This is a genomic window from Novosphingobium resinovorum (assembly GCF_036352595.1).
GTDB classification, from domain to species: Bacteria; Pseudomonadota; Alphaproteobacteria; order Sphingomonadales; family Sphingomonadaceae; genus Novosphingobium; species Novosphingobium resinovorum_B.
Genome location: NZ_JAZFAX010000006.1, coordinates 158,591 through 173,862, shown reverse-complemented (window position 1 = coordinate 173,862; position 15,272 = coordinate 158,591). Strand labels below are relative to the sequence as shown.

The following is a 15,272-nucleotide window of genomic DNA, read 5'->3' as shown; positions in this document are numbered from 1 at the left end:
GAGAGGCCGCGCGTGATGCTTCGACAGGCTCAGCATGAGCGGAGGTGGGGGGCGATCCGGTCCTGATCCGATCCGCTTTCCCAAACCCGCTCGCCCTGAGCTTGTCGAAGGGCCGCGCACACCCTCTCGTCCAAGAATGACAGGACATATCCGATGATGAAGCAGACTTTAGCGGCCCTCCTCGCCGCCACCGCCCTTTCCGCCTGCGCCGTCGGGCCGGACCATGTGAGCCCCACCCCGCCCGCTTCGGCCGAGGCGCCTTTCGTCGGCGTGCAGAGCGCGGACGTCACGACGGCGGCACCGGACGACAACTGGTGGAAGCTCTACAACGACCCGGCACTGAACGCCCTCGTCACCGACGCGCTGACCGCCAACACCGACATCCGCGTCGCCGTGGCGCGCATCGAGAAGGCCCGCGCCACCTTGCGCGGATCGCGCGCCGACCGCCTGCCCTCCACCGACCTCAGCGCCACCGGCACGTACGGCCGCGTGTCGGAAAGCCAGGTGCTCCCCGGCTACGACCGTGAAGGCCGCCGCGTCGACGGCGGGCTCTCGGTGAACTACGAGGTGGACCTGTTCGGCCGCGTCAAGCGCGGCATTGAAGCCTCGCGCGCCGACCTTGCCGCCGCGCAGGAGGACGCCGACGCGGTGCGCGTCACCGTCGTCGCCGACACCGTGCGCGCCTATGTCGACGCCACCAGCGCCAACGAACAGATCGACGTCGCCACGCGCACCGTGGACCTGCTCGCCCGCTCGGAGCGTATCACCAATGCCCGCTTCGAACGCGGCCTCAACCAGAAGCTCGACGTCATCCGCGTCACCCAACTGCGCGAGGCACAGGCCGCCGCCATCCCGACGCTTCAGGCCCGCCGCGACGCGGCCCTGTTCCGCATCGCCGTCCTGACCGGCCGCACCCCGCAAGACTTGCCCGACAGCGTGATCGCCCGCGACACCACCCCCAACGTCGCCACCCCCATCCCGGTCGGCGACGGCGCCACGCTGCTCGCCCGCCGCCCCGACGTGAAGGCCGCCGAGCGCCGCCTCGCCGCCGATACCGCGCGCATCGGCGTGGCGACGGCGGACCTTTACCCGCGCATCACGCTGGGCGGCTCGATCGGCACCACGGCGGTCGGCGCTACGGACGTGTTCGGCGGCGGCCCTCTGCGCTGGCTGCTCGGCCCGCTGATCTCGTGGGCCTTCCCCAACCAGGAAGCGATCCGCGCCCGCATCAACGAAAGCAAGGCCGACGCCAAGGCCGATCTCGCCACCTTCGACGGCACCGTGCTGACCGCGCTGGGCGAAACGGAAACGGCATTGTCCGCCTACCGCAACGCCCTGCTCCGGCAGGAGCGCCTCGCCGCCTCGCGCGATGCGGCGAACCGCGCGGCCAACGTCAGCCTTGCCCGCCAGAGCCGGGGCCAGATCGACGCCCTCAACGTCCTCGACGCCCAGCGCACGCTGGCGAGCGCCGAAGCGGACTCGGCAGCGGCGAAACGCGAGGTGGCCTTTGCGCAAGTCGACCTGTTCCGCGCGCTGGGAGGGCGCTGGTAAACCCCGGTCCGTAACCCCCACTCCCGTCATTGCGAGCGTAGCGAAGCAATCCAGGGCGGCGCTGAACTGCCTTGGATTGCTTCGCTACGCTCGCAATGACGAATGGGTGATGGTTTAGTATACAAATGACTTCCCCGCTCGCTCGCGCTGGCCTATCATCGCAACTTCGCAATGGGGGTGCTGGGCGCATCGAAGCCGTCGTTATCGGACGGTCAGGTGGCGCTGTGCACCCCTTGAGTGCCGTTGAGTGCCGCTATGTACCGGGAAGGTTTTGCGTGTCGAAAGCCAGCGATCAGGCCTATCTGGAACTGCGCGGCCGCATCCTGTCGGGCGAACTCGCCCCCGGCACGCAGCTCAAGGAAGAGGAGCTGGCAGCGCTCTGCGGCGTCTCGCGCACCCCGGTCCGCGCCGCCATCCGCCAGCTGGAGGCCGAGCTTTTCGTCCGCCGCACCGACAGCCAGCGCTCCTTCGTGGCCGAATGGAAAGCGGAGGATCTGGAGGAAGTCTTCACCTTGCGCGGCATGCTGGAAGCCTACGCCGTGCGCCGCGCCGCCGCCCGCGCCGACACGGCCGTCATCGCCGAACTGAACGCCGCCAACGAGGCGATGCGCAAGGTGATCGAAGCGCTCGACTTCGACCTGCCCGCCTACCTCGCCGCCAATGCCCGCTTCCACGCGCTGATCCTGGAGACGGCGGCCTCCGACCGCCTCGCCGCGCTGCTCGGCAAGCTGGTGCTGCAGCCGGTGGTCCAGCAGACGGTGCGCGCCTACAGCCGTGAACAACTGATGCGCAGCTACCGCGAACACGTCGAGATCGCCGCCGCCATGGCGCAGGGCGATCCCGACTGGGCCGGGGCGCTGATGACGGCGCATATCCGCCGCGCGCTGCACGCCAGGCTGGAGCCGCTGGAGGGGTGAAAGGCATCCCGCCCCGGGGCCTTCGACAAGCTCAGCCTGACGGGGTTGGGAGGTCCGGATCGGGTGGGAAGCGGTCATCCGTCATCCCGGCGCATGCCGGGACCGGGGGCAAGTCTTGCGGCGATAGCTCGCGTCAAGGCCCCTGACGTGAGGTCGCTTCTAAAGATCGCCCACGGTCCCGGCATGCGCCGGGATGACGAAGAAGGGGGGCGTTGCCACAGCCCCCTCACCCCACTCAGATCGCCGCACTGCCCTTCAGCGCCGCGATGTCCGCTTCGCTCATGCCCAGCAGTTCGCCGTAGACCTCGGCATTGTCCTGCCCGATCTCCAGCGGCGCGCGGCGGCGGACCGAGGAAGGGGTGTCCGACAGCTTGGGAAAGGCGTTCTGCATCTTGAACGAACCCCACTGCGGATGCTCGACGTCCACCAGCGCCTCGCGCGCGGCGAAGTGCGGGTCTTCGAGCATCTCGGGCGCGCGGTAGATCTTGCCCGCCGGGACCGAAAACTCGATCATCTTCGCTTCCAGCTCGTCGACCGTCAGCGTGCGGGTCCATTCGGCGATGATTGCGTCCAGTTCCCGCAGGTTCTCGCCGCGCGCGACGTGCGTGGCATAGCGCGGATCGGTGGCAAGTTCCGGCTGGCCCATCGCCGCGCAGAGGCGCTTGAACACCGCATCCTGGTTGGCGCCGATCAGGTACTCGCCGTCGCTGGTGGGATATACGTTCGAAGGCGCGATACCCTCCAGGATCGAACCCGAGCGCTTGCGGACATGGTCGGAGACCATGTATTCGGGCACCAGGCTCTCCATCACCTGCAGCACCGCCTCGTAGAGCGCGCTATCGACCACCTGGCCTTTGCCGGTGCGCTCTCGCGCATGCAGCGCGGCCAGCGCGCCCATGCAGCCGTACGTCGCGGCAAGGCTGTCGCCGATGGATACGCCCATGCGGCTCGGCGCGCGGTCGGGGTCGCCGACGATGTAGCGCCAGCCGCCCATCGCCTCGCCGATGCCGCCGAAGCCCGCGCGCGAGGAATAGGGGCCTGTCTGGCCGTAGCCGGAGACGCGCACGATGATGAGGCGCGGGTTGATGGCGTGCAGTGCATCGGGGCCGAGGCCCCACTTCTCCATCGTGCCGGGCTTGAAGTTCTCGATCAGGATGTCGGCATGGGCGACCAGCCGGCGCACGATCTCCTGCCCCTCGGCCACGCGCAAGTTGGCGCTGACCGACTTCTTGTTGCGTGCGACCACTTCCCACCACAGCTTGGCGTCGCCGTGGCCCCAGTTGCGCATGGGATCGCCGCCGCCTTTTCCGTCGATCTGCGGGGGCTCCACCTTGATGACCTCGGCGCCCATGTCGCCCAGCAGCTGGCCGCAGAAGGGACCGGCGATCAGCTGGCCCAGTTCGAGGACGCGGATATCGTTGAGCGCGCCGTTGTTGGTCATTTTTGCGTTGTCCTGCATGATGTTATGACTTGCCGCCCGATGTTATGACTGGCCGAGGGCGACGGCGGGGAAATTGCCGGCCTGCGTGACCATGGCGCGCAGGGGATTGCCCATGACGCCTTCCAGCCACTGCGAGGCCGCGATGAGACGGTCGAGGTCGAGCCCCGTGGCGATCCCCGAACGCTCGAACATGTAGACCACGTCCTCGGTCGCGACGTTGCCGGTGGCCTTGGGCGCGAAGGGGCAGCCGCCGAGGCCGCCGAGCGCGGTATCGACCACCGTGGCGCCCGCCGCGACCGCGATCCAGGCATTGGCGAGGCCGGTGCCGCGGGTGTTGTGGAAGTGGACGCGCACCGGGATCGGCGCGATCACCTCGGCCACCTGCCGCACCAGCCGGTCGACCTGCGCGGGTGCGGCGACGCCGATGGTGTCGGCCAGGGCGATCTCGCGCGGGGCCGCCTCGGCCAGCCTGCGGGCCATTTCGACGACGTGGGCGGAATCGACCTCGCCCTCGAACGGACAGCCGAAGGCGGCGGCGATGGTGGCCTGCCCGCCCTTGCCCGCCGCGATCGCCTCGCGCACGATCCCGGCGGCGATGTCCAGCGATTCGAGGCTGGTCTGGCCCTGGTTGCGCATCGCGAAGGTATCGGTGGCGACGCAGACCGCGCCCGCCTCGTCGATCCCGGCGGCAAGCCCGCGATCGAGCCCCCGGCGGTTGAGGACGAGGCCGATGTAGGTCACGTCGGAGCGGCGCGGCAGCATGGGGACGAGTTCGTCGGTGCCGGCCATCTGCGGCACCTTCTTCGGATTGACGAAGCTACCGACCTCGATCCGACGGGCGCCGCAGTCGATCGCGCGGGTGACGAGCTGCGCCTTGTCCTCCAGCGAGACGAGCACCTTCTCGTTCTGCAGTCCGTCGCGCGGGGCGACCTCGACGATTTCGATCATGCGCGCGGCTCCAGCGAGGTGAGGTACGTGATGATGGCCTCTTCGGACACGACGTCGGCGTACTTGGCGTTCATGTCGAACAGGTTGGCCTCGTGCGGCCCCGGGTGACGGTCCCCGCAGGCGTCGGCGACGACGGCGGTGCGGAAGCCGTGGGACATCGCATCGACGCAACTGGCGCGCACGCAGCCGCTGGTGGACAGGCCGGTCAGGATCACTTGGTCGATCCCGCACGCGGTCAGCATGGCCGCCAGCGAGGTGCCGAAGAAGGCGCTGGGATATTGCTTGGTCAGGACGATCTCGTCGGCCTGCGGCTCCAGCCCCTGCGGCCAGGCGCCCATCGGATTGCCCGCCTCGAACGCCTTGAGCGCGGGCACCTTCTCGAAGAAGCGGCCGCCGTCGATGCCGCCGGGATGGTAGACGACGTTGGTCAGGATCACCGGCACGCCCGCCCGGCACGCCGCCTCCCGCACGCGCAGCGCCGAGGCCAGCGCCGCCTCGACGCCGGCATAGAGCGGACTTTCAGGCGCGAAATAGGCCTCGACGAAATCGATGAGGATCAGCGCGGGCGAGCGGCCGAACCCGGCCCACCCCCCGAACGCGGCGGCATAGTTCTGCTGAAGCTCTTCACTCATGTCCGGCCCGGCCCCCATGTCCGCATGATGCCCGATTCGATCGAGCGGCAATTTTACTTTTTTAGTATACAGAATGCAAAGTGGTCAATCCCACCACTCCATTGCAGAAGCGAATTCATGGCTGTTATCTGGCAAATTCCGCTCGATGCGCCGCTTGCTCAAATTCCATTTTGTATGCAGAACTTACGTGCAAGCGCTCTTGCCCGGCGTGGCGCACGCACGTTCCCGTGCGTCCAGCATCAAGACCGGGACTTCACGAGACGCTAGGGTCGGCTGCAGCAGCCCAGGAGATTCCCGCATGACCGTCGCCGAAGTCCCGTCCCCCGTCCTGACCGCCGCTGCCTGGCGTGGCGACCGGCTGATGGAAGGACAGGAATGGGTCTACGAACTCGACGCCGCCCAGCTTGCCGAACTGGAGGAACTCGGCAAGCGCTTCCTCGACGAGGATCCCGACCTGCGCTTCGTCCAGGCCGAACAGTACCCCCTCGTCGCCTGCGCCGATGCCGTGAAGTCCTGGCGCGACGACGTCGATTTCGGACGCGGCTTCGTGCTGGTGCGCGGACTGCGCTCGGACCGCTATTCCGACGCGTTGTCGAGCGCGATCTATTACGTGCTGGGCCTGCACATGGGCGATCCGATCCGCCAGAACGAGATGGGCGACCTGCTCGACCATGTCTACGCCACCAGCGACAAGACCATGGACGATCCCACCGCCAAGTCCTCCAAGGTGCGCGACAAGCTGGTCTACCATTCCGACAGCTCGGACATCGTCGCGCTGATGTGCTTGCGCGGCGCGCGCGAGGGCGGGCTGTCGTGCCTCGTCTCGGGCGCGGAGATCTACAACGAGATCCTGCGGCGCCGCCCGGACCTGGCGCATCTGTTGCTCGAGCCGTTCCACTGGGACTGGCGACGACAGGACCAGGAAGCCCCGGCGGACACGTACACCTCGCCGGTGGTGAGCGTGGAGGACGGGGTGTTCTCGATGTACGCGGGCTCTCTCTACATCGTCACGGCGCAGGACTATCCGGGCGTCCCCAAGCTGACCGGGGACCAGCTGGAAGTGCTGCGCCTCTTCGACGAGATCACGTACGAGCCGGGCATGGCGATCGCCATGGACTTCCGCCCCGGCGACATCCAGTGGCTCTCCAACTACGCCGCGCTGCATTCGCGCACCGAGTTCTTCGACTGGCCCGAACCCCAGCGCAAGCGCCACCTGCTGCGCCTGTGGCTGTCGAGCAGGACGGACCGCCCGGTGGTCGAGGGGTTCGGCAAGAACGGCGTCGTCCAGCACCGCTCCGCTCATCGCGACGGGCTGGAGCATGCCGACGCGCGATTCTCGATCCGAACGATGTCGGTGCCGCGCCTGCTTTCGTAGCGGATTCAGCCCGTGGAGGCAGAAGTGGGGCTGGACAACCGGCCGGCTGCTCCGACAAGAGAGGAGCCATGAAGTCCCCCACTCTGCTTGCCGCCCTCTGCTGCGCGGCGCTGATCTCCGTTCCTGCCCATGCGGCCCCGAAGTGGGCCGGTGCCTGGGGCTATGCCCCGGCCGACAGCGGCGCCAGCGAGCCCGAACAACCCGCCGGCACTTATCGCTATCGCGTGCGGCTGACCCAGGCGGGCGATGCCCTGCAACTCAGCTTCAGCAATGCGGAAGGCGACAGACCGCTCGGCATCGGCGCGGTGACGATCGCCAGCCCTTCCGACCCGGTGGGAACCGAGATCGGCACCAATCCGGTCCACGCGATCCGCTTCTCCGGCCTGCAGGCTGTCGCGCTGCCCAAGGGCGGCACCGTCGTCAGCGATCCGATCCAGGCACCGTTCCACAACGGCCAGGACATAATCGTCAGCGTCACTTTCGCTACCCCCACCCGGCCCGGACGGACCAACCTCGGTCTCGAGATGGCCTTCGCCCCGGCCACGCCGGGCGCGACTTTCACGCCGATCAAGGTGCGGTCCTATCTCTCGCTGGTCTCGGTGCGGTCGGCGCAGGCGCCCTGCACGGTCGTCGCCTTCGGGGATTCGATCACCGACGGCTTTCTCGGCCTCTCGCCCCAGACCCGTGGCTGGCCGGGACGGCTTGCGGAGCGCCTGGCCGCACTGCCGGCGCCGCAGCGCTGCGGTGTCGTCAACATGGGTATCAGCGGCAACAAGGTACTCCGGCAAGGCCGCGCCACCTCGGCGCTCGACCGCTTCTGGCGCGACGTGGCGAGCGTGCCGAACGTCACCCATGTGATCTTCCTGGAGGGCATCAACGATATCGGCGCCGGCGCCGAAACCGGGCCTGACGCGGTGACCGCCGAACAGCTCGTCTACGGCTATCGCCAGTTCGTGGAGCGCGCCCATGCGCTGGGGATCAAGGTCATCGGCGGCACCATGACGCCGGCGCTGCGGGCCGGCTATATGTCGCCGACGAAAGAGCGCGTGCGCCAGGCAGTGAACGCCGCGATCCGCAGCGGCAAGATCTTCGACGGAATCGTCGATTTCGACGCGGCGGTGCGCAATCCCGCAGCCGCAGGAGACTTGCGCGCGGAGTTCGATCCGGGCGACCACCTCCATCCCAACGACGCGGGGCTTCGCGCGATGGGTGACGCGGTGGACCTGTCGCTGCTGCGCCGCGGCCTCTAACGCGCCGACGCCGTCAATTCTGCAGCGAGATGTAGCCGAGCTGCGCTGCCTTGAAGACGGTCTGGCTGCGGTTCACCGCGTTCAGCTTGGTCGCCGCATTGTGGATGTGGAACCGCACCGTGGCACGGCTGCGCGACATTATCATGCTGATTTCCAGGTCCGTCTTGCCGATCGCGGCCCAGCGCAGGCATTCGACCTCACGCTTGGACAGGCGTGATTCCGGCGGCAGCGCCTGGGTGGACCCCATGACCTGCACATACGTGGCGATGAACGTGCGGGCATAGAGGCCCAGCGCGTCGCCGAGCCGTGCGAACTCTTCCGAAAGGTCTGTCTGGTCGCGGTCCAGCGGGTTGAAGCTCACCGCGCCGATCTGGCCGAACGGCAGGTGCACCGGCACACCGATCGCGGCGCGGGTGAGCGCGCGGGTCTCGAAGTTGGCGATGTCGATCGAGGACAGGTAACCATTGGGCTCGCGCGTGCGGAAGCCCTGGGCGTTGGCCCAGAACGGCTGGCTCTCGAAACGACAGGCAGTGGTCAGCGGGCTGTCGAGCGCGATACGCGAATTGCGCCACCACACCCGTGCCTCGTCTTCCCAGCCAAACACCGTGGTGGCGAGCAGGTTGCCCTCGGCATCGACCGGGGTGCGCTTGTCGGCGATGTCGTGCGCGGGCGCGGCGCGCATGCCGAAGTCCATGGCGATGCGGTGCAGCGCCTCGGCGGCAGGGCGGATACCCTCGGGCGACGTCACGCGGACGGCGTCGATGTTTTCCTGTGACAGAAGTTGCATTGATGTCCTCTCGCCCCCTTCTTAGCCCGCGCCATCGGGGCGCACAATCGCTTGAAGCCCGGAAATATCACGTTTTCATGACTAGTCTTTTGCCCAGCGGCGACGCTGCGTCCCCGGTGATAGAGCAAGGCTCATAACCGGGAACGACCCGTGGGGAGCGGATTGTGAATTTCGACCTCAACGAAGACGAGGAAATGCTCAAGGCCCTGACCGAGCGCTTCGTCACCGATCATTACGACCACGACAGCCGCCGCGCCTTCCTGGCCGAGCCGGGCGGTTTCTCCAGCGCGAACTGGGAACTGCTGGGCGAACTCGGGCTGATCGCCGCGCCCTTCCCCGAAGACCTCGGCGGGCTGGGCCTCGACGCCACGGGCATCGCCACGGTCTTCGAGGCATTGGGGCGCGGGCTGGTCGTGGAACCGCTGGCCGAGGCCGTCGTGATGGCCGGCCGACTGTTCGCCGCCACCGCATCCGATGCGCTGAAGGACGAATGGCTCGGCGACCTGCTGACCGGCGGCCGACGCCTCGCCCTTGCCCATGCCGAGGCGAAAGCGCGCGGCGGGCTGGCCTGGGTGGAGACCAGCGCCACGGCGCAGGACGGCGACTGGCTGCTCGCAGGCTCCAAGCCATACTGCGCGGCGGGCGGCGGGGCGGACGCATTCATCGTCTCGGCCCGCATATCCGGTCCGCCGGGAGATACGGCAGGCATCGCGCTGTTCCTCGTTCCCGCAGGGACACCGGGGGTTTCCACCCATGACTGGCACATGGCCGACGGCAGCGTCGCGACCTCGCTGACGTTGGACGAGGTCACGGTTTCGGCCGATCACAAGCTGTCCGGCGACGGACTTGCCGCCATCGCCGCCGCCGGCGACCTTGCCGCCCTGGCCCGCAGCGCCGAGGCGCTCGGCATCATGGAGCGCATCTTCGCCGAAACCATCGACTACTTGCGCACCCGCGACCAGTTCGGTTCGGCGCTCGGATCGTTCCAGGCGATCCAGCACCGCATGGTCGCGCAATACGCCGCGATCGAGCAGAGCCGCGCGCTGCTGAACCTCGCGCTGGTGTCATGGGCAAGCGACGGGTTCGCCAGCGCGGTGCACGGCGCACGGGCCTACATCGCCGAGGCCTCGGTGACGCTCGGCCACGAGATGATCCAGTTCCACGGCGGCATGGGCGTGACCGACGAACTCGCCATCGGCGGCGGCCACAAGCGCCTGCTGGTGCTCTCGCGCTGGCCCGAGGGGCCTCTGGCGGCGCTCGATCGCTATGCCGGGCTGCTGAACTGAACGAAACCACAACCTGACGAAAGGGGCGGCCCCGGTAACGGAGCCGCCCCTCTTTTTATTCGCATGATGCGCCTTGCCGCCGGGGGCTTCGACAAGCTCAGCCTGAACGGGTTCGGGAGGGCTACTCTACTCCCGCTCGCCCTGAGCCTTGTCGAAGGGTCAGCCGCCCGCCTTCAGCCACGCGATCCCGCGCCGCAGCAGCTCATAGAACACCGGCAAGTCCCAGGCGCAGCGGTCCACCGTCGGCCACCAGTCGAGCATCGGCTGAAGGTCGTAGTGCCCCCGGCAATGGCCCAGCGTGTTGTAGAGCACAGCGCCCTTGCCGTGGTCCTTGAGGTACATCACCGGCTGCTTGCCCAGCGCATCGGCCGCTTCGACGAAGCCGGTGCCCTCCACCGTGCAATCGGTTTCCAGCAGGACGTGCAGGTGGCCGTGCGTCTCCATGTGGTAGAGTTCGTCGGTCGTCTCGAACGGCTCGATGCCCGCCACCAGCGGGTGCTCGGGGTCGGCCACGGTCACCGTGTAAGGCGCGATCGGCGGGTGCGAGATGAACTGCGAACCCAGCATGTCCATGAACAGCGGCGCCCAGCGCGGGGCGTCCCACAGGCCCTTGTCCGGCCCTTCGGACAGCAGGCGCAGCACCGAGTTGGTGCCGTGCAGCGCATGCCAGCGGCCGCCCGCCTGCAGCCAGTCGCGCAACACCTCCTGCGCCGCCAGCGAGGGCGTGACGTCGCAGGTATAGGTGATGAGGATGTCCGCCTGCCGCAGCGCGTCGAGGTTCTCGTAATCCTCGAACACGCGGGTGCGCACGCTGGGGTCTTCGGCGAGGAGCTTGAGAAGCTCCAGCCGCGCGAAGTCCATGTCATGCCACACGCCGCCGCAGATGAGGACGCAGTTGATGCGCGGCGGATGCGCGCCTTCAGCTTCACTCATGCCTTCGGAGCCCCGCCGAGGTCGCCCCCAAGATCACCGTTGATGTACTTCATCATCGTGTCCTGGAACTGGCGGATGCGGATTTCCTGGTAGTTGCCGAGGTTCACCTTGCCGTTCTTCGAGGCATGGAGGCCGTCCTGCACGTAAGGCAGGTTATCCATGTCCTGCTCGAACACGTCGCCCAGGATGCCCAGTTCCGGCGCCTCGGTCCACTTCTGGTCGAGCCGCAGCATCTTGAGCGGGGCGCCGCGCGGGATCGGCTGGCCCTTGGGAATACGCGCGAGGATGCGCACTTCCATGATGCAGGTGTCGGGCGTCTTGCCGGGCAGCCAGTTGTAGACGATGTTCGGCATGTACCCGCCCCAGGGCGCGAAGTTCGGGAACACGTTGTAGACCAGCCCGTCAAGCAGTTCGGCGTCGGTCGCGTCGGCATGGTCATAGCCGGTGCTCTCGGTGTAGGCCGCGCGCATGGCGGCGCCCAGCGCGGCGCGGGCGGTCATGCCCTCGGGCACCTTGATCGCCATCGGGTTGGCGTGCGCCTCTCCTTCGTAGTTGTCGCCCGAACGGCCGTTGTACTTGATGAACTCGTCGACGATCCACTGCTCGCCCTGACCTTCGGCGATGTGCGGGCTCATCACGCCGAAGGGCACGAGATTGACGTTCACGTTGTCGCCCCAGGTCCAGTACGCGGCGTTGGAATCGCCGGTGAAGGGCAGCAGCTGCGGGTGCGTGACGATGGTGTGCCAGGCTTCCATGAAGGCCTCCATCGTGACCTTCCAGTTGGCCGGGACTTCCTTGGCCACGCGCATGACGCTGGAGCATTCCTCGTGCCGCCAGCGCTTGAAGTGCTCGGGCAGCGGGGCAAGGAATTCCTCAAGGCTGGGGCCGCCTGATTCCTCGCGGATGAAGACGTAGCCCGACCAGCGGCCGACTTCGGCGGCGGGCAGGTCGAGGTCCTTTTCGGCAAGGTGCGGGAAGTCCCACTGGCAGGGCATCGAATCGAAGCTGCCGTCCTTCTTCCACGCAAAGCCGTGGAACGGGCAGACGAACTTGTCTGCGGCACCTTCCTCGGTGCGCAGCTTGCGGCCGCGATGCAGGCAGACGTTGTGCATCGCCCGGATCGAACCGTCGCCCTGACGGCTGACGAGGTACGAACGCCCGGCGTTCTCATAGACGATGAAGTCGCCCGGATCGGGCAGGTCTTCCTCGCGCGCGACGAACTGCCAGACGTAGGGCCACATCCGCTCGCGTTCGAGCTTCGCGAATTCCTCGCTGGTGTAGCGCTCGGCGGGAATCGCCTCCGAACCGCGGTAGGTATAGCTCTCGTCAGTCAGAATCGCAGGCGGAGTGCGCGAATCCTGCGCCATCAGTTCCGCCCAGCTGATGCCTTCGCTGCGGTCTTCACCCAGCTTTCCGGCGATTTCCGGATCTCGATCGGCCATGGTCGTTCAATCTCCCAAGAACGCATTTCCCTGTTTGTCGCCATTTCTGCACCCCGCTGCACCACAAGTCACCTTGCTCAAAATCATAGGTTGTGGAGCGGCGCGGATGGGCCATGTTGGCTCCGAATGGTTATTGGGAGAATGCCGTGAAGCGGCTTGAAGGCAAGGTGGCGCTGGTCACCGGAGGAACCTCCGGCATCGGCGCCGGCACTGTCGAGCGTCTGTGCGCCGACGGGGCTAAAGTCATTTTCACCGGCTCCAACCAGGCGGCAGCGGATGCGCTGTGCGCCGCGACCGGGGCCGAGTTCGTGAAGCACAACGTCACCGACGCGGCGGCGTGGGACGGCCTGATCGCGCAGATCCTCGAAAAGCACGGGCGCCTCGACATCGCCTTCGCCAACGCCGGGACAGAAAGCGGCGACGGCAGCATCGAGAGCATCTCGATCGAGGGCTGGAACAACGTCATGGGGGTGAACCTCACCGGCGTCATGCTCACCGTGCAGCACGCGATGCGGGCCATGGCGAAGAATCCGGAGGGGCCGGTCGGTTCGATCATCGTCAACTCCTCGATGAACGCGCACCGGGCGATGGGCAACTTCGTGGCCTATTCGGTGTCGAAGGCCGCCGTGATCGCGCTGGTCAAGGCGTCGGCGGTGCACTCGGGCAACCAGAAGTACGGCATTCGCGTCAACGCCGTGCTGCCGGGCGTCGTCGAGACCGCCCTGATCGTGGGCCTGATCGAGAAATCGGGCGACCCCGTCGCCACCCGCGCCGCCTACGAGGGGCTGTCTCCGATGGGCCGCATGGCCGCCGTGGAGGAAGTCGCCGGCATGGTCGCTTGGCTTGCGAGCGATGAGGCAAGGTTCTGTTCGGGAAGCGAATTCACCATGGACGGCGCGTCCACTGCAGGGATGAACGGCGTATGAGCGAAGAACTGGGTTCGCAGCGGCTGAAGGGCCGCGTAGCGCTGGTTTCCGGCGGGCTTCGCGGCATCGGCCTCGCCTGCGTCGAGCGTTTCCTGGCCGAAGGCGCCGAAGTGGTCCTGACCGACCTCGAGGCGCCGGACACCGAGTATGCCAGCGCCACGCTCGCCCGTCTGGGGCAGGCCGCCAGCTACGTCAGCGCCAATGTCGCCAGCGAGGACGACTGGGCAAAAGTGCTCGCCGCCGTGACCGAAAGGCACGGAAAACTGCACATCCTGGTCAACAATGCGGGCATCGACCTGACCGGCCCGGTGGCCGAGACCTCGCTTGAAGGCTGGCGCCGGATCATGAGCATCAACGTCGATGGCGTGTTCCTCGGCGTGCGGACTTTCGTGCCGCTGATGGCCGCGAGCGGGGCGGATTTCCGGGGCGGCGCCTCGATCATCAACGTCAGTTCGATCATGGGCCTCGTCGGCCTGAGCGAGGTTTCGGGCTACAACGCCAGCAAGGGCGCGGTGCGGCTGTTCACCAAGTCGATCGCGCTGGAATTCGCTGAAAAATCAATGCCGATCCGCGCCAATTCGCTGCATCCCGGCTTCGTTCTGACCCCCCTCCTCAAGGAAGGATTCCAGCGCTGGGTCGACAAGGGCGTCGCCAGCAAGGCGCAGGATCTGGTCGATCTGATGTCCAGCAAGACCCCGATCGGGCGCCTGGCGGACCCCGCCGAACTGGCAAGCGCGGTCTATTTCCTAGCGTCTTCAGACAGTTCGTACATGACCGGAGCGGAGTTGGTGATCGACGGCGGATGGACCGCGCAATAGCGGCACAAAGCGGCACTCAACGGCACCTAGCGATACCACAACCCCACCACAGCGGCACACAGAGGCCCTTGGGAGAGACAAGACCATGACCATAGCCCTTCCCGACGTGATCGCCGTCGTCACCGGCGCTGCCGGCGGCATCGGCCGCGAGATCGTCAAGGCCATGAAGGCCGCCGGCGCCACCGTGGTCGCCACCGACCTCAAGGACAGCGCAGACATCGAAGGCGCCGACCATTACCTGAAACACGACGTCACCAGCGAGGCCGACTGGCGCGCGCTGGAGGCCTTGGTGCGCGACACCTACGGCCGCCTCGACGTGCTGGTGAACAACGCCGGCTTCTCGATCGTCACGAAGTTCGAGGACACCCCGCTCAGCGAATTCCACAAGGTCAACGCGATCAACGTCGATTCCGCGATCATCGGTACGCAAGTGCTGCTGGGCCTGCTCAGGGAAGGCGGCAAGGCGCGCAAGTCGGGCGCCTCCGTCATCAACTTCTCGAGCGTCGGCGGGCTCAAGGGCGCGGCGTTCAACGCGGCATACTGCGTCAGCAAGGCGGCGATCAAGATGCTGTCCAAGTGCCTGGGCGCCGAGTTCGCCGCGCTCAAGTACAACATCCGCGTCAACTCCGTGCACCCCGGCGGCATCGACACGCCGATGCTGAACTCGATCATCGACCGCTACATTGAACTCGGCGCCGCGCCCTCACGCGAGGCCGCGATCGCGGGGATGCACGCGACCCATCCGATCGGCCGCCTCGGCACGCCCGACGAGATGGCCGGCGGCGTGGTGTTCCTCGCCTCCTCGGCATCGAGCTTCATGACCTGCGACGAACTGGTCATGGACGGCGGCTTCAGCCAGGTCTGAGAGAGCGTTTGAGAAAGCGCGGAAGAGCGATTTCATGAGCGGTACCGCAATGCGCCGAAAGGCGCATTCTCAAACGGCCTCTGACACTTCAAACAGATCTT

The 15,272-nt window shown here is 67.1% G+C and carries 14 protein-coding genes; 8 read left to right on the top strand and 6 right to left on the bottom strand.

The window, feature by feature from the left end; genetic code table 11:
• Positions 1-153 precede the first annotated feature (153 nt).
• Positions 154-1,551 (top strand): TolC family protein, encoded by a 1,398-nt coding sequence (locus tag V2S85_RS08350; RefSeq protein ID WP_330702405.1) that lies wholly within the window; start codon positions 154-156, stop codon positions 1,549-1,551.
• A gap of 275 nt (positions 1,552-1,826) precedes the next feature.
• Positions 1,827-2,468 (top strand): GntR family transcriptional regulator, encoded by a 642-nt coding sequence (locus tag V2S85_RS08345; protein WP_330702404.1) that lies wholly within the window; start codon positions 1,827-1,829, stop codon positions 2,466-2,468.
• 235 nt (positions 2,469-2,703) lie between these two features.
• Here the strand turns inward: V2S85_RS08345 and V2S85_RS08340 are convergent, their stop codons facing one another.
• Genes V2S85_RS08340 through V2S85_RS08330 form a run of 3 tightly spaced genes read right to left on the bottom strand, consistent with a single transcriptional unit; the run spans position 2,704 to position 5,489 of the window.
• On the bottom strand, positions 2,704-3,909 hold the full coding sequence (locus V2S85_RS08340) for a CoA transferase (RefSeq protein WP_330702403.1): 1,206 nt from the start codon (positions 3,907-3,909) through the stop codon (positions 2,704-2,706).
• Positions 3,910-3,951: 42 nt separating this feature from the next.
• On the bottom strand, positions 3,952-4,857 hold the full coding sequence (locus tag V2S85_RS08335; RefSeq protein WP_330702402.1) for a hydroxymethylglutaryl-CoA lyase: 906 nt from the start codon (positions 4,855-4,857) through the stop codon (positions 3,952-3,954).
• On the bottom strand, positions 4,854-5,489 hold the full coding sequence (locus V2S85_RS08330) for an isochorismatase family protein (protein WP_330702401.1): 636 nt from the start codon (positions 5,487-5,489) through the stop codon (positions 4,854-4,856). Before V2S85_RS08330 ends, V2S85_RS08335 begins: the two co-directional genes overlap by 4 nt.
• Positions 5,490-5,787: 298 nt before the next feature.
• Between V2S85_RS08330 and V2S85_RS08325 the strand changes: the two genes are divergently transcribed.
• Positions 5,788-6,864, top strand: a complete 1,077-nt coding sequence (locus V2S85_RS08325; protein WP_330702400.1) for a TauD/TfdA family dioxygenase — start codon at positions 5,788-5,790, stop codon at positions 6,862-6,864.
• A gap of 68 nt (positions 6,865-6,932) precedes the next feature.
• On the top strand, positions 6,933-8,114 hold the full coding sequence (locus tag V2S85_RS08320) for an SGNH/GDSL hydrolase family protein (protein WP_330702399.1): 1,182 nt from the start codon (positions 6,933-6,935) through the stop codon (positions 8,112-8,114).
• A gap of 13 nt (positions 8,115-8,127) precedes the next feature.
• Here V2S85_RS08320 and V2S85_RS08315 read toward each other — a convergent pair whose 3' ends face one another.
• Positions 8,128-8,901: a helix-turn-helix transcriptional regulator gene (locus tag V2S85_RS08315; protein ID WP_330702398.1), complete on the bottom strand. Its 774-nt coding sequence runs from the start codon at positions 8,899-8,901 to the stop codon at positions 8,128-8,130.
• Between the two features lie 164 nt (positions 8,902-9,065).
• Between V2S85_RS08315 and V2S85_RS08310 the strand changes: the two genes are divergently transcribed.
• Entirely contained in the window at positions 9,066-10,187 is a 1,122-nt protein-coding gene (locus V2S85_RS08310; RefSeq protein ID WP_330702397.1) for an acyl-CoA dehydrogenase family protein, read from the top strand.
• Positions 10,188-10,346: 159 nt separating this feature from the next.
• Here V2S85_RS08310 and V2S85_RS08305 read toward each other — a convergent pair whose 3' ends face one another.
• Positions 10,347-11,120, bottom strand: coding sequence for a ThuA domain-containing protein (locus tag V2S85_RS08305; protein WP_330702396.1), 774 nt, complete (start codon positions 11,118-11,120; stop codon positions 10,347-10,349).
• Entirely contained in the window at positions 11,117-12,562 is a 1,446-nt protein-coding gene (locus tag V2S85_RS08300; RefSeq protein ID WP_330702395.1) for an aromatic ring-hydroxylating dioxygenase subunit alpha, read from the bottom strand. Before V2S85_RS08300 ends, V2S85_RS08305 begins: the two co-directional genes overlap by 4 nt.
• A 146-nt stretch (positions 12,563-12,708) precedes the next feature.
• Between V2S85_RS08300 and V2S85_RS08295 the strand changes: the two genes are divergently transcribed.
• The 3 genes from V2S85_RS08295 (at position 12,709) to V2S85_RS08285 (ending at position 15,171) form a co-directional block, all read left to right on the top strand.
• Positions 12,709-13,488, top strand: a complete 780-nt coding sequence (locus V2S85_RS08295) for an SDR family oxidoreductase (RefSeq protein ID WP_330702394.1) — start codon at positions 12,709-12,711, stop codon at positions 13,486-13,488.
• Positions 13,485-14,306 (top strand): SDR family oxidoreductase, encoded by an 822-nt coding sequence (locus tag V2S85_RS08290; RefSeq protein ID WP_330702393.1) that lies wholly within the window; start codon positions 13,485-13,487, stop codon positions 14,304-14,306. The genes V2S85_RS08295 and V2S85_RS08290 overlap by 4 nt, the downstream gene beginning before the upstream one ends.
• Positions 14,307-14,391: 85 nt before the next feature.
• Positions 14,392-15,171: an SDR family NAD(P)-dependent oxidoreductase gene (locus V2S85_RS08285; RefSeq protein ID WP_330702392.1), complete on the top strand. Its 780-nt coding sequence runs from the start codon at positions 14,392-14,394 to the stop codon at positions 15,169-15,171.
• Positions 15,172-15,272: the final 101 nt, after the last annotated feature.